Source organism: Finegoldia magna, assembly GCF_002243175.1.
Lineage (GTDB): Bacteria > Bacillota > Clostridia > Tissierellales > Peptoniphilaceae > Finegoldia > Finegoldia magna_J.
The window spans coordinates 1-15,021 of record NZ_NDYF01000001.1; the positions used below are offsets into that span (position 1 = coordinate 1).

The 15,021-nt window shown below is 36.0% G+C and carries 16 protein-coding genes and 1 pseudogene; 10 read left to right on the top strand and 7 right to left on the bottom strand.

Annotation, left to right across the window (positions count from 1 at the left end):
- The 5 genes and pseudogenes from B9N53_RS09535 to B9N53_RS00020 all read left to right on the top strand — a co-directional run.
- Nucleotides 1–75 (top strand): annotated as a pseudogene (locus B9N53_RS09535) (IS200/IS605 family transposase); the annotation flags it as partial.
- Between the two features lie 178 nt (nt 76–253).
- On the top strand, nt 254–655 hold the full coding sequence (locus B9N53_RS00005) for an ArsR/SmtB family transcription factor (RefSeq protein WP_094203159.1): 402 nt from the start codon (nt 254–256) through the stop codon (nt 653–655).
- A gap of 37 nt (nt 656–692) precedes the next feature.
- Complete coding sequence (locus tag B9N53_RS00010) at nt 693–908, top strand: cation transporter (protein ID WP_002841777.1); 216 nt, start codon at nt 693–695, stop codon at nt 906–908.
- Nucleotides 908–2,719 (top strand): heavy metal translocating P-type ATPase, encoded by a 1,812-nt coding sequence (locus tag B9N53_RS00015; protein ID WP_094203160.1) that lies wholly within the window; start codon nt 908–910, stop codon nt 2,717–2,719. Before B9N53_RS00010 ends, B9N53_RS00015 begins: the two co-directional genes overlap by 1 nt.
- Nucleotides 2,720–2,765: 46 nt before the next feature.
- On the top strand, nt 2,766–3,077 hold the full coding sequence (locus B9N53_RS00020) for a hypothetical protein (RefSeq protein ID WP_002835878.1): 312 nt from the start codon (nt 2,766–2,768) through the stop codon (nt 3,075–3,077).
- Nucleotides 3,078–3,171: 94 nt separating this feature from the next.
- On the opposite strand, the gene B9N53_RS00025 is transcribed toward B9N53_RS00020, so the two are convergent.
- From B9N53_RS00025 to B9N53_RS00035, 3 genes are all read right to left on the bottom strand, one after another.
- Entirely contained in the window at nt 3,172–3,396 is a 225-nt protein-coding gene (locus tag B9N53_RS00025) for a type II toxin-antitoxin system YafQ family toxin (protein WP_242432376.1), read from the bottom strand.
- Complete coding sequence (locus tag B9N53_RS00030) at nt 3,396–3,653, bottom strand: AbrB/MazE/SpoVT family DNA-binding domain-containing protein (RefSeq protein ID WP_094203161.1); 258 nt, start codon at nt 3,651–3,653, stop codon at nt 3,396–3,398. The genes B9N53_RS00025 and B9N53_RS00030 overlap by 1 nt, the downstream gene beginning before the upstream one ends.
- Nucleotides 3,654–3,756: 103 nt before the next feature.
- Nucleotides 3,757–4,332 carry an ECF transporter S component gene (locus B9N53_RS00035; RefSeq protein ID WP_094203162.1) on the bottom strand — a complete coding sequence of 192 codons (576 nt, stop codon included), beginning with the start codon at nt 4,330–4,332 and terminating at the stop codon, nt 3,757–3,759.
- Between the two features lie 199 nt (nt 4,333–4,531).
- Between B9N53_RS00035 and B9N53_RS00040 the strand changes: the two genes are divergently transcribed.
- On the top strand, nt 4,532–8,266 hold the full coding sequence (locus B9N53_RS00040; protein WP_094203163.1) for a cell wall-binding repeat-containing protein: 3,735 nt from the start codon (nt 4,532–4,534) through the stop codon (nt 8,264–8,266).
- A 43-nt stretch (nt 8,267–8,309) separates the two neighbouring features.
- Here B9N53_RS00040 and thiH read toward each other — a convergent pair whose 3' ends face one another.
- Genes thiH through thiS form a run of 4 tightly spaced genes read right to left on the bottom strand, consistent with a single transcriptional unit; the run spans nt 8,310 to nt 11,021 of the window.
- Nucleotides 8,310–9,464, bottom strand: a complete 1,155-nt coding sequence (gene thiH, locus B9N53_RS00045) for a 2-iminoacetate synthase ThiH (RefSeq protein ID WP_094203164.1) — start codon at nt 9,462–9,464, stop codon at nt 8,310–8,312.
- A gap of 7 nt (nt 9,465–9,471) precedes the next feature.
- A complete protein-coding gene (locus B9N53_RS00050) occupies nt 9,472–10,236 on the bottom strand; it encodes a thiazole synthase (protein WP_002835870.1) in 765 nt (254 codons plus the stop codon).
- Nucleotides 10,226–10,822, bottom strand: coding sequence for a sulfur carrier protein ThiS adenylyltransferase ThiF (gene thiF, locus B9N53_RS00055; RefSeq protein WP_094203165.1), 597 nt, complete (start codon nt 10,820–10,822; stop codon nt 10,226–10,228). Before thiF ends, B9N53_RS00050 begins: the two co-directional genes overlap by 11 nt.
- A gap of 1 nt (nt 10,823) precedes the next feature.
- Nucleotides 10,824–11,021 carry a sulfur carrier protein ThiS gene (thiS, locus tag B9N53_RS00060; RefSeq protein WP_094203166.1) on the bottom strand — a complete coding sequence of 66 codons (198 nt, stop codon included), beginning with the start codon at nt 11,019–11,021 and terminating at the stop codon, nt 10,824–10,826.
- Between the two features lie 221 nt (nt 11,022–11,242).
- On the opposite strand from thiS, the gene B9N53_RS00065 reads away from it, so the two are divergent.
- The 4 genes from B9N53_RS00065 to B9N53_RS00080 all read left to right on the top strand — a co-directional run bounded on the left by B9N53_RS00065 (nt 11,243) and on the right by B9N53_RS00080 (nt 14,754).
- The gene (locus B9N53_RS00065) at nt 11,243–11,854 is read left to right on the top strand and encodes a glutathione S-transferase family protein (RefSeq protein ID WP_094203167.1); all 612 of its coding nucleotides are present in this window, start codon (nt 11,243–11,245) and stop codon (nt 11,852–11,854) included.
- Between the two features lie 97 nt (nt 11,855–11,951).
- Nucleotides 11,952–12,653 carry a DUF5714 domain-containing protein gene (locus B9N53_RS00070; RefSeq protein WP_094203168.1) on the top strand — a complete coding sequence of 234 codons (702 nt, stop codon included), beginning with the start codon at nt 11,952–11,954 and terminating at the stop codon, nt 12,651–12,653.
- 16 nt (nt 12,654–12,669) lie between these two features.
- Nucleotides 12,670–14,190: a YifB family Mg chelatase-like AAA ATPase gene (locus B9N53_RS00075; RefSeq protein WP_094203169.1), complete on the top strand. Its 1,521-nt coding sequence runs from the start codon at nt 12,670–12,672 to the stop codon at nt 14,188–14,190.
- Nucleotides 14,191–14,211: 21 nt separating this feature from the next.
- A complete protein-coding gene (locus tag B9N53_RS00080) occupies nt 14,212–14,754 on the top strand; it encodes a GNAT family N-acetyltransferase (protein WP_094203170.1) in 543 nt (180 codons plus the stop codon).
- Nucleotides 14,755–15,021: the final 267 nt, after the last annotated feature.

Consider the following 15,021-nt stretch of genomic DNA (forward strand, 5'->3'; position numbering starts at 1 on the left):
GAAGATTATATAGCGGACCAAATAAGTTTGAAAGAGTATATAGACCCATTTACTGGGAAAAAGAATAAAAAATAAAAAGAAGAAAGAGGCGCTTTAGCGTCAATTGAGAATGTAGTGCAGCTGTCGGACATTCAATATGCACAAGGTGCATTGCAGGCAACAGCCCCTTATAGGGGCAGAGCAAACCACCAGCTAAGCTGGTGGTTATGATTATTGACAAACTAAAAATAAAATGATACTATCAAATTAACAAATGAACAAGTATTCATATGTTCATATAAAGGATGTGAGAGATATAGATAAATTCAACGATGAAAAATGTGAAGTAACGCTAATTCACGAGGATAATGTAAAAAAAGCTATCAATGAGCTTCCAGATGACGAATTGATTGTCGATTTGTCCGATATGTTCAAAATTTTTGGAGATCAAACAAGGGTGAAGATTTTGATGGCGTTGGAAAGCGGAGAGTTGTGCGTGTGCGACATTGCAGCTGTGATGAATATGAGCCAATCTGCAATTAGCCACCAATTGAGAGTGTTAAAACAAAGCAACATTGTGAAGACTAGACGTCAAGGAAAAGTTGTGTATTATTCGATTTCGGATGATCATGTGAAAGAAATCTTCGACATTGCGATAGTACACGTGCAAGAATAACGACAATAATTTAGAAAAATAAAAAAAGGAGAAAGTTATGAAAAGAAGATATACATTAGAAAATTTGGGATGTGCAAATTGTGCAGCAAAAATGGAAGAGAAAATCAAGGAATTGGACGGAGTAAATTCTGTTACTGTGAATTTTATCACTACAAAAATGGTCTTGGATGTAGAAGATGACAAGTTTGATAGTGTGTTGGCGCAAGCAAAAGACATTATCAAATCAATTGAACCTTACGTTGAAGTAAAATAATGAACAGAGAAATAAAATTAACGATAGTTTCGGCGATATTTTTTGCAATCGGATTTTTTATCAAACAACCATACGCAAGACTTGCGGCTTTCATTGTGAGTTATCTGATTGTAGGAATTCCAGTGATTAAGTTAGCGTTTTTGAATTTGAAAAACGGTCAGTTATTTGACGAACATTTCCTGATGATGATTGCAACTGTGGGTGCGTTTTTCGTTGGAGAATACGCCGAAGGTGTCGCTGTTATGCTTTTTTATCAAATCGGGGAGATTTTCCAAGACAAGGCTGTTGGGAAATCTCGTGATTCAATCAAGGAATTGATGGATATTGCACCGACCTTTGCGAATTTGAAAACGGAAGATGGCTACGACAAGGTAGATCCTTACGATGTGAGTGTGGGAGATATTATCGTAATCAAACCAGGAGAGAAAGTTCCTTTGGACTGCGTGGTTACCGAAGGAAGCTCCATGGTTGACACGAAGGCATTGACTGGAGAAAGTGTTCCAATTACTGTCGCAAAAGACGAGGAACTTTTGTCGGGTTACATCGTGATGGACAAGGTTTTGAATGCGAAAGTTACGAAGGATTTTGAAAATTCTGCAGTGACGAAGATTTTGGATTTGGTGGAAAATGCATCCAGCCAAAAAAGTAAACAAGAAAAATTCATCACGAAATTCGCAAGAGTATACACTCCTGTTGTAGTATTGGTCGCAGCAGCGCTTGCGATATTGATGCCTTTGATATTGAAACAACCTTTCCAAACATGGTTGTATCGTTCATTGACATTCCTTGTAATTTCGTGCCCTTGCGCACTTGTAATCAGCATTCCATTGAGCTTTTTCTCAGGAATCGGTGCGAGCAGCAAGGCAGGGATTTTGGTTAAAGGAAGTAACTACATCGAAAAGCTAGCAGAAACAGACACTGTTGTGATGGATAAAACTGGAACATTGACACAAGGCGTGTTCAAAGTTGTAGAAGCGAAATCAGTTGGATTTTCAGATGAAGAAATGCTCCAATACGTTGCTAGCGCTGAGAAATCATCCAACCATCCAATCGCACAATCGATAATTGATTATTATGGGGACAAAGAATATTTGAACTTGGAATCTGCAGAAAATATCGCAGGCCAAGGGATACAAGCTGTGATAAATGGCAAACAAATCCTAGCGGGAAATGCTAAGCTTTTAAAAGATGTTGAATTTGAACCGATAAATACTACAGACACTGTTGTATACGTTGCGATAGATGCGAAATTTGCAGGCTACATCAGAATCGCCGACGAAATCAAACAAGACAGCGCACAAGCGATTGTTGATATGAAAAATGTCGGCATCAAAAAAACATACATGCTAACTGGTGATAATGAATCTGTAGCCAAATCAGTAGCAGAAAATCTCAAAATTGACGAATACAAATCCAAGCTACTTCCACAAGATAAGGTTGAAATTGTAAAAGATTTGATAGAAAAGGGAAGAAAAGTGGCATTCGTAGGAGACGGAATCAACGATGCGCCAGTGCTTGCACTCAGCGATGTCGGAATTTCCATGGGACAAATCGGAAGCGATGCGGCAATTGAAGCGAGCGATGTCGTAATCATGACAGATGAGCTAACGAAAATCGCCCAAGCAATCAAAATCTCAAAGAAAACACTCAAAATCGCAAAACAAAACGCGTATTTTGCAATCGGTGTGAAAATAATCGTGCTAATATTATCGGCGCTTGGACTTACAAATATGTGGGCTGCAATCTTTGCAGACGTTGGAGTTACAGTGCTTGCTATTTTGAATTCATTCAGAGCGATGCGTGTTAGTTGAGTAAAATCGAAATCTCATTTATACTAATCGTAAAGGAGATGATAAAATGAAAATAGTAGGCTATGTATTTTTGGGAATATTTGCAATAGCACTCATTTACGGGATTTATTCAATATCTAAAATATTGGCAATCGCCAAGATTAGAAAAAATGTGAACTCAGAAAAAGTGTGGCAAACTATATCGCAAAACAATCGCCAACCAGTAGCGTTGGATAGAATCTTGATGAGAAAAAACAACAGAAAATTTACCAAAAAAGAAAAAGAAATGATATTAAAAAGAATATCTACTTGTAGAAAATGCATCCTTGTAGGATTATTAGCGTTGATACTAGCAATCGTGTTTATAGCGATAGGGTAATGACAAAAATAGCGTCAGAGTAAAATCTGACGCATTTTTTAATTTAATCAAAAATCAAATAAAATATCGTGATGACCAATATCCAATAAAATAATCATCTCATTTCATTATCTTCGTAATACCAAATAATTCTTATATCCATGTTCACGGAAGATTCCCACAAACCATCAGTTCCCTTGATTTTTTTAGTTCTTAATGAAGGATGTGTTGGATTATCTATAAAAAATGAAAGTTTTTTCTTAGTTTGCTTTTTTTCGATATCAGATAATTTTTTGTAGTGCTTTTTAAATGATTTCGTGTAAGTTATTTTATAGCTCATTATTTGTCCAACTCTTCAAAAAGAGAATCAATATTGTCAAAAATAGGTTGGTCGCCATTTTCAATCGAAACTTTTAGTTCTTTAACGGATTTTTTTAAATTTTCAATCACACGTTCTGGATATACAGCTACAGGGACGAAAATAATCTTACCATCTTCTTCCATAACTTCGAATTGATCTCCTTGATTCAAATCAAGAGAATTCACAATATCTTTTGGAATTGTCACTTGCGACTTTGCTTTAAGTTCAACTAACATATTATCACCTCTCAAGTTAGAATTTCCTACTTTCTAACTTAATTGTAATATCTTTTATTTGAACTGTCAACAAAAATAGCGTCAGAGTAATCTGACGCATTTTTTAATCCAATAAATGTGAGCGTTTCAACACTGGACGCACTGCCATGTACAAAATATTTGCAACGATAACGGTCACAACAGCATTGAAGAAAGTTACACCAGCGCTGATTTTCGCCAACGCAGATGCTATTTGTTGTGGTTGACCCAAGACATATAATTTATAAAAATAACCTACAAATGGATCAGCGAACACGTTGAACAACATCCCTGCACATGAAGCGATAACAGCCCACTTCAAAATGTATTTGTTGTCGTTAGATTCATTGATTTTCTTGGATTTGTGAGCGATTGCTCCAACAATCAAACCAATACACAACTTCAACACGAAAGTCTTCGGAGCAACCATTATATACACAGGATCCATGATATCTGCGATAGTCATTCCGATAGCACCAGCAAGTCCACCGTAAAGTCCGCCGAGTAAAAGCGCAGCCAAAACCAAGAACACATTACCAAAGTGAATCGATGTGAAATCTCCACCCGGAACAGGAACCTTGATTTGCAAATAAGTGAACGTGATGAAACATAATGCAGCAAGCACCGCACATTGAACAAGCTTGTGAGTTTTTCTGTTCAAATAAACCCCTCCTAAAAATATTTATAATTAAAGTGTATTGAATAAGGTATAATTTGTCAATTTCTGATTATGTTTATTAAATAAAAATCAACTTATTTTTTATATCACACTAAATGGAATTGACAAGAAAAAATTTTAGAGGTAGAATAATAATCAATATCAAAGATAATGATTATTATTCTTTTTGAAAGGAGAAATTATGAAATTAGATAAGAAAAAAATAATGGCGCTATTTCTTGCGGGAATTATGACGACAAGTATGATTCCTCTTGAGAGTTTAGCAAATAACGAAGATGACTTTAGTAAGAGTAAGTTTGAGCAGAATTTGAATGAGAAAACAACTAAAAACAAACCAGATGCTGTTTCAAACTCTACTAATAAGGAAGACAAGCCGCAGGATGAAAATGAAAATCCATCTACACATGAAGACAACCATACAGAAAATGCTAATGAAAAAACAATAACTGTAGATGAATTATTTAAAGGACAAAAAGGAACGAAAAAAGATCCTTATACAATTAATGATACAGATCAGCTTATAAAATTTGCCTATAGTTTATCAAAAACACAAGATTACAAAGGGAAGTACGTTGAGCTTTCTAGTGACATTGAATTAAATAATGATTGGGTTCCTGTAGGATTGGGAGAATACGCTTTTAATGGTCATTTTGATGGTAAAAATCATACAATAAATGGATTAAAAATTGGAAGCGAAGATAATTTGCACAAAGATCCATCAGAAAAAGATAAAAAAATTGTTTTTTATGGATTATTTGGAGTGCTAGGAGCTAATAGCTACATAGAAAATTTAAAAATAGACGTTGATTTTAATTTAATATCAGACAGTGCGCTTTATGTTGGCGCATTAGCAGGATATGCTAATGGTTCAACTATTAATAACATAGAAGTTACTGGTAAATTAATTGGTAAAACTACTCATCCAAAAACAAATATTTTTGTAGGGGGAGTTATTTCAAATGGAATTAGACAAAAAATAGTAAATTCAAAAAGCGATATTGATATAAGAGTAGAATCTGATGGAGGGCTTGCCGAAGGTGGAGGAATCATGGCTCTTTCTAATAGGGGTCTTATTTTTAATTGCTATTCTAAAGGTAATATATCAGCAAATGCAAATAGAGTTACAAAAGAAGGAAGTACTGCTTTAGGTGGAATTTGTGGAGTAAATGCGGGAACTATTTCAAACTGCTATTCTACAAATGATATCATTAGCGATTGTTACACTGGTTTTATTGGAGCGATAACAGGATGGGTAACTGGAATTGGATCAACTTTCCAAAGCTATTATGATAAGGATTCTGTCCTAATTACTGATAATGCTACTAATAATAAAAATATTATAAAACCTTCTGTTCCTATTGGATGGATGGTTAAAGGTAGTGGTGTAAGCGACGAAGGAATGGCATATGAAGGTTGTATTAGTATGGATTTAAAGGGAATGACAAAGTCAGAAATATCGAGTAGTCTGGCTAATATACTAAATTCCAATCTTAAGAAATCTAGAATCAATTTAAAAAAAGGAAGCCGTTCAAAAGATTACTGGAAAAAAGATGAAAATCTAGCTGAAAATATTTTAGAATGGACAAACTCATCAGATTTTCCTGTTTTTTCTGACAAAAAGACATCGGTAGTTTATGATACAAATACAGAAAACCTTATAAAACAACTTCAAATGAATTCTAAAGAAGGAGTAAATGAAGGTGATTTTTACGGAAGAAGTAAGGATAAATCCTTAGTTGTAAAAGTTAAATTCGATAAAAAAGGTGATATTGTAGACATTATGACTCTTGAAGGAAGAGTTACAAAAGAAGAAATTGATAAAATAATTAATAAAATAGATAAAATATCTGATATCAAAAACAATAAATTAAAAGAAGCTTTATTAAAAGCAGTAGAAAAATCAAAAATAAATGATATAACAGACTATTCAAAGCTAAATTATAATATATTTGAAAAAGGTAAAGGAACTAAAGACGATCCATTTATAATAGATACTGAAAATCAATTTCTGGATTTTGCTAGATCAGTTAACGAAGAGGAAAACTATGCTGATAAATACGTAAAATTAAATAAAGATATTAAACTTACAAAAGAATGGATAGTGGTAGGCTCTCAAGGCAAACACCCTTTTAAAGGGGATTTTAACGGTAACAATCATACTATTTCAAATATGAAGCTTGGTTCAGAAAAAACACCTCGCCAATACAGATTTGCGGCTCTTTTTGCAGTAATAGATGGAGGAAGGGTTTATAATTTAAACATTAAAAATTTTGAAATATATAATACAATTTTATCTGAAGATAGAGTATTTGTCGCAGCTGTTGCAGGTGGAATACAAAATGGCGCTTTTATTGATAATATAAATGTTAACGGAAAAATACATTCAAAATCTATGAGGACGCAACAATATATAGGAGCAATTGCAGGGCAATCATTGAAGTCTAGTATAATAAACTCAGCTGCAGAAATTCAAATTGATGCAAAAGGAGAATCAAAAGATATTTATGCAGGAGGTCTTGTTGGGATTAATGCTTTTGGTGCGCTTTTCAACAATTATTCAATAGGAGAAATAACAGCAGATAGTTTATTAAATAAAGTATCTATAGGTGGGTTATGCGGATACCAATCAGGCGTTATTTTCAACAATTACTCTAGTGTAAACCTAAATTCAACTTCTCCTACAACTGATGTTGGGGAACTAGCAGGAAGATCTACAGGAACAGGAAAAAACATAAATAATTTTTACAATAAGAAGTCAGTAGTAAAAGTAACCGGAAAATCTAAAAAAACCAAAAATGGATTTGGAGTTGTAGTGAATGACTCTATAGTTGAAAATGCAGAGGCTATAGACAAGTTGAATGATTTAGATTTTGTGAAAAAATTAAATACAAATTTATCATCAGAAAGCTTAAAAAAAGCATTTGATTTTGTTAAAGCTGACAATAAAAACAATATAAAATTAAAAAAATGGGAATTAAATGGAGGTTATCCTAAGTTAGAAAGTTCAAACTCTAAATCAATGAAAAAAATCTATAGAATATCTGGACGAAATAGAGAATTAACTGCCATAGAAGTATCTAAAAAAACTTATCCTAATGGAACGGATACAGTTATTATAGCTAATAGAGAAACTTTTTCTGACACAATTTCAGCATCTCCTTTAGCCAAAATTGAAAGAGCAGCTATATTATACACATCTAAAGATGAAATTTCAAAAGATACATTAGATGAAATTAAAAGACTAGAAGCTAAGAATATTATTATAATAGGCGGAGAAAATTCTATTAAAGTAGAAGTATTAGACAAGTTAAAGAATAAAAAATATTCTGTAACTAGAATAGCTGGTAAAGATAGATATAAGACAAGCTTAAAAATTGCAGAAAAAGTTATCCATAAGTCAAATTCTAAGCAATTACAAATAGCAAGTGGAGAAAACTTTGCAGATGCATTGGCAATAACTAATTTATCTAACCGAGATAACACACCAATATTACTTGTAGCAAAAGACACGATTGATTCTGAAAGTATGAAAACATTAAATAAATTAAACTTAGAAAAGATAAACGTAGCTGGAGGAGAAAAATCAATCTCAAATAAAACTTTTAATACTATAAAATCTGTAGCTGAATCAAAAGTAGAGAGAATTTCAGGAGAAAATCGCTACGAAACAAGTTTTAAAATCGCTAAATTGATGAACAAAACAGATAAATTTATAATAGTAAGTGGAGAAAACTTTGCAGATAGTTTAGTGGCGTCTCCATATGCAGATAAAGAAAATGCGGTATTAGTATTAAGTACTAAAGATGAGTTATCATCAGAAATTAAAGAATATCTGACAAAAAACGATTCAATAATAACTATAATAGGTGGAGAAAAATCAATATCTAATAAGATTGAAGAACAACTTAATAAATAAACCTAAAACCAGCGTTTTATAATTAACAACGCTGGTTTTGATTTTACACATCAATGTAGTCGCTATACACAGGATACAAGTTGTACTTCTTCAAATCTTTTTCTACTTGGTCGACTGTTCGTGTGTCGTTGATTAAGAATTGTTCGTCGCCTTTATCTTTTTCATCATTACGTCTTCCAATTCCTGTGTCGACACTTGCGGAGATTTTGGTAGCTCCCATTAATAGTGACAAGTTACGAAATTCGTTGGATTCTCTGGTTGAGATTGTGATTTGCGCGAATGGCAAGAAGATTCTGGTTGCGATTATAAATTGCATCAATTTTGTCTCAGGAACTTCTTTTATGTTCAAATCTTCTTCGTTTTTTGTTGGTCTGATTCGTGGAAATGATATGCTGATTTCTGCGTGTGGGTATTTTTTTTGCAGTAAATTTGCGTGCATTCCCAAGCAAAAACAGTCTTCAATTCCATCGGAAAGTCCGAACAATGCCCCGAATCCTACGCCACGAATTCCTCCCATGATTGCGCGTTCTTGTGTGTCCAATCGATAAGGAAAGCAAGATTTGTGTCCAGTTGGGTGATAGAATTTGTAGTTTGTGGGGTTGTATGTTTCTTGGAAAGCTGTGACGAAATCACAGCCTGCTTCGTGAAGTTTCTTGTAGTCTTCAACATTTGTAGGATACACTTCAACGCCAACTACGCGGAAATATTTCTTCGCCAATTTGACGGCATCACATATATAATCAACCGAGGAGTATTTTTGCGATTCTCCTGTTAGAATCAAAACGTCTTCGATTTTTTCACGTCTCATTTGTTTCATTTCAGATTCAATTTCATCCATAGTAAGTTTCGCACGGACGATATCTGATTTCGCCCTGAATCCACAGTATTTGCAGCTGTTTTCGCAATAATTTGCGATGTAAAGTGGGCTGAACAAATACACGTTGTTTCCAAAATATTGTAGTCTTAGTTTTTGTGAGATTTCTCCCAATTCTTCTATAAAATCAATTGCAGCATCACTCAACATATTGTAATAATCAAAATGATCCAACGCTACGTTGTTTTTGATTTTCCCCAAAGTTCTTCTGACATCGTCAGCCGTCACATTTACGGATTTTACTTCATTTAATTTTTCAGATAATTTATCGTAAATGTCCGAATGAATATCTTCCATATTATTAAAATATTTGAATTCTTCCATTTGTAGCCTACTTAAAGAAATCTCTGAGTGGAGATGAAGGGTCAGCGCCTGTTTCCAAAACTCTGCCCGGTTTTGCGATGTGAGCTAGTCTTCCAGCTTTGATTGCTAGTGCGAAAGCTTCTGCCATTTTGTTGATGTCGCCACTTGTAGCGATGGCAGTGTTCGCCATGATTGCACTTGCGCCCATTTCCATAGCTTCACACGCTTGTGATGGTTTGCCGATTCCTGCATCCACAATCACTGGCAAATCAATTTCGTTGATGATGATTTGGATGAAATCTTTGGTTGCAAGTCCCTTGTTGGATCCAATCGGAGAGCCCAATGGCATGATACAACTTGCACCAGCTTCTTTCAAATCTCTCGCGAAGTTCAAATCTGGATACATATAAGGCATAACGACGAATCCTTCGTCCGCCAAAACTTTTGTAGCTTTCAACGTTTCAACGTTGTCTGGAAGTAAGTACTTGCTGTCACGCATGATTTCTATTTTCACGAAATTGCCGCAGCCCATTTCACGCGCAAGTCTTGCAATTCTAATAGCTTCGTCTGCGTTTCTCGCTCCAGATGTGTTCGGAATTATCGTCACATTTTCTGGAATAAAGTTCAAAATATTTTTCGTATCGTCTGTATTTGCACGTCTAAGTGCCACAGTAATCATCTCGCAGCCTGCAGATTCTACGCAAGCTTTGATAAGGTTGGGATCGTACTTTCCAGATCCAAGAATAAATCTCGAGTCAAAAGATTTGCCACCCAAAATCAATTTATCTTCCATTATTTTCCTCCAATAACCAATTGAGTGCGATTATAGCTTGTGTGCTTGCCGCCATCATCACGTTTGGATAGTACAAACCGATGTCTGTCTTCGTTTCAAAATCGCCACAAACTACAATGTTGTTCATTTTTTTAACTTTTATATCTAATTTTTTCACGCCGCCAATTCCAGACACCGATATTAGTTTTTTGTCAGTTCCGATAAAATGCTCCAACACCAATGACTTTGCGTATTCGTCATCGAACGCCTCGATTACGATATCGTAGCCGTCGGTCAATTCGTCGATGTTACTTTCAGTAACTTTGATGTTTTCAACAGAAATATTTGCAAATGACAAAAACTCATCGCAAATTTCCTTGAACGCATCGACCTTGTACTTGCCGACATCAGTTGGTCTGTAGATTTGTCTGTTCAAATTGGAATATTCAACTGTGTCGTAGTCCACGATTTTGATGGTGCCAATGCCTGATTTTGCAAGCAAAAAGCATGAATTGGTGCCCAAACCACCACAGCCAAGGATTAAAATTTTGGAATTTCTGAAAATGTCTGTGTGTTCGGGGATTTGTCTTTTAAAAATTTCCTGCATTTTAACCTCCTCCAACAAATGAAAACACCTCGATTTCATCGTTATTAGTGACGATAAAATTATCGTAGTCGATTTTTTTGACGAGGTTTTTGTTCACTTCGCAAACCGTCAACTCCACATTGAAGTTCAAATCTTCAAGAACTTTTCTCAAAGAAGAATTTTCTTCGAATGGATATTTGACAGAATTTACAGTAATCATATTTCACCCCCCTAAAAAAAATAACACGAAGGAAACCTACACCCGCGGTGGTGTACCCCTTCGTGTTAAACACTCTGTGATTATTATAGCACATTAATTTGAATTTTCAAAAATTTATCCGAGAAATTTGTCACACAAATTTTCAAATTTGCCATATCAATTTGATTATTAAAAAAGAATAAAGGGTATACAATTTACAGCGAAACAAAAGGAGGAATGTTATGAAATTATATTACGCACCAGGCACATGCGCTGTTGCTTGTTGGATTGCTTTGGAATGGGCAGGCGCAGATTACGAGGTAGAAAAGGTACAACTTGGAACAGATGAATACAGAAAAATCAATCCGTTGGGAGCAGTTCCAGCGCTAGATATCGGAGAAGGCATTGTGAGAAGCGAATTGGCTGCAATTCTTCGCTACATTTTGAACAAATACCCTGAAAAAGATTTGGGAGCTGACGAATCTCCTGAAGATAAGTTCCAATTCGATGAAATAATGGCTTTTATGACTGGAGATTTCCATCCAGCATTTGAAGCGTTGTTCGTACCAGCTGGCTTGACAACATCAACTGACGAAGCAGAGATTGATAAAATCAAACAAAAATCATTTGAAACTATCGACAAAATGATGACACATTTGGACAGGTTGATCGGCGACGGCGATCACGTTTACAAAAACAAGAAAACAGTCTTAGATCCTTACGTTTACATTCTTACACGTTGGAGCGAATTTACTCCAAAATCTTGGAAAGAATATCCAAACATCAAGAGAGTTTCAGAAACAATCGAAAAGGACGAAGTGGTACAAGAAATCGTGAAAAAATCACAACAATAAGAAAAAATTTTCGGTGTAGAAATGTCTGCACCGATTTTTTATTTGTACAAATACAGTGATATAATATAGGTAATAAGCTTAAAAGGGGTTTTTGAATATGAATGATGAATGTCTGTTGTGCGGGAAACCGTTAGAATATTTGGACGAATCTGTGGAGATGGAGTGTGCAATATGTCATAAAAAAGAACTCAGCAACGTGAGATGCGTCGATGGTCATTATGTGTGCAATGAATGCCACACTGATGGTATGGATGTGATTTGGGGGATTTGCAAGAATTCTACATCCAAAAATCCAATCGAAATTATGGATAAAATGATGGACGAATCTTTTTGTCACATGCACGGCCCAGAACATCACATTATGGTAGGCGCGGCGCTTTTGACAGCGTTCAAAAATGCTGGTGGAGATATTAATTTGAACAAAAGTTTGAAGGAAATGAGAACGCGTGGCAAACAAGTACCTGGTGGAACTTGTGGTTTTTGGGGAGCGTGTGGTGCTGGAATTAGCGCAGGAATTTTCATGTCGATTGTCACAGGTTCATCTCCACTTGCGAAGAAAACTTGGGGAATGGCGAACAAGATGACTTCCAAAGCGTTGGAATCTATCGGAGAAGTCGGTGGACCTCGTTGTTGCAAGAGAGATTCGTATATTTCGATTTTGGATGCGATAGAATTTGCCAATGAAAACTTGGGCGTTGAGATGGAATCCAGCGATATTGCGTGCAAATGGTCCAAGCATAACAACCAATGCATAGGACTGCGTTGTCCATTTTTCGACAAAAACCACATTAATAATTAGATAACAAGGAGAAATTATGTATTCGAAAGTTAACACGTGTTGTTTGGAAGGGTTGAACGGATATGTCGTGGAATGCGAATGCGACCTTGCGAATGGTCTCAGATCGTTTAACATCGTTGGTCTTCCCGACACTTCTATAAAAGAATCCAAGGAAAGAGTGCGTTCTGCGATTGAAAACACTGGAATCAGATTTCCGGTGAAACGTATCACGATTAATTTGGCGCCGGCAAATTTGAGAAAAGAAGGATCGCAGCTAGACCTTGCGATTGCGATGGCGATATTGCAATCAATGGGAGTAGTGGAAGATTTTTCAGAAAAATGGGCATTCATCGGCGAACTATCATTGGACGGACGATTGAACCCAGTCAACGGATCGTTGTGCATGGTTTTGTCACTGAAAGATTTGGGATACGAACGAGTTTACATACCCAAACAAAACGCACAAGAATGCAGCATGGTCAAAGGAATCGAGAAAGTTTGTGTGGAAAGCTTGGATGAAATCATCAGGATTTTGAATGGCGAACAAGAATTGAAAATCTTAGATGACATTGACATCATGCAACAAGAAATACAATACGACGTCGATTTTTCGGACATAAAAGGGCAGAAATTCCTCAAAAGAGCCATGGAAATATCTGCGGCGGGATTTCACAATTTGTTGATGATTGGGCCACCTGGAAGCGGCAAAACAATGTCTGCGATGAGACTCAGCACGATTTTGCCCGACATGATCTTCGATGAAATAATGGAAACCACGAAAATTTACTCCGTCGCAGGACTTCTTGGAGAAAAAAATATCGTAACCACAAGACCGTTTCGTTCGCCTCACCACACTGCAAGCCAAGTCAGCCTAATAGGTGGAGGCAGAGTTCCAAAACCAGGGGAAATCAGCCTCGCTCACAATGGCGCATTGTTCCTTGACGAGCTTCCAGAATTTTCCAAGTCGACAATAGAAGTGTTGCGCCAACCACTCGAAACGAAAAACATCACGATTACAAGAGTCAACGCGTCCTTGTCTTATCCAGCAAACTTCCTATTTGTCGCAGGAATGAATCCGTGTCCGTGCGGATACTACGGAGATCCAAACCACGAATGTACTTGCTCGCAAAACCAAATCGCAAATTATCTCAACAAAGTCAGCCGCCCGATACTCGATAGAATCGACATACACGTCGAAGTTTCGCCAGTAAAATTGGACGAACTCACAACAGATGAACAATGCGACACATCAGAACAAATCAAAAAACGCGTGGAAGCTGCACGAGAAATCCAAAAACAACGCTTCAAAAACGAAAAAATCACTACCAATTCGCAAATGAACACAAAACAAATTCGTAAATACTGCAAATTAAACGACGAACTAAACTCCATCATACAGTTAGCGTTCGAAAAATACAAATTCTCCGCCAGATCATTCGACAAAATCCTCAAAATATCACGCACAATCGCGGATTTGGACGGAAAAGAAAACATTGAAGCCAAGCATTTGATGGAAGCCATCAGATATAGAACAGTGGATCAAAAATATTGGGGGTAGGCATAATGAAAAGGAGAGAAGATGAAAATACAACTGGAAAGATTTGCCGATAAGCACAAGGAAAAGATATGGAGAGATGGATTTTGCGAAGAATCACCCGAGTGGGCTAAGTTCAACGGACCATATTTTGAAGATGATGTTCATTATGAAAGCTTAGAATCATTTGAAAAATCAGATATTTGGAAATATCTTCAACAAGCGAATTGCAGAGCTATATTAGTAGACGGTGTTGTCGTTGGTATGGTATCTCAAAATTGGATTGATGAGAAAACTAGATGGATGGAGATAGGGATTGTGATTTACGACGAAAATTACTGGAACAAATCCATAGGAACGAGAGCCCTCAAATTGTGGATAAACGAAGTGTTCAATGATAACTCACAAATCGAACATCTAGGACTGACTACGTTTAGTGGCAATCCACGAATGATGAAGGCTGCAGAAAAAATCGGATTCATACAAGAGGCAAGAATCAGAAAAGTTCGATATTGGAACGGCATATATTACGACAGTATGAAATACGGTGTTACACGAGACGAATGGGAAAAACTCTCTCAGGAATAAAAAAATATTTAGTATAAAAAAATTTTTGAAAATAATCAATAACCAACCAAAACTCTCGCAAGAATTAACTTACGAGAGTTTTTCATTTACAACATTAAATTTTAAAATCTTTGTGTAGTCTGAGTATTTCGACAAGCATTCCATCACGATATTTGGCTAGTGATTCGTGAGTGTTGCCGATGTCCGCTGGTCTGTTTTTGATTGCTTCGTGAACCCCGTCGACAGTTTTCTTTTAATCTCATCTGTGAATTCGTACCATGTTGCACA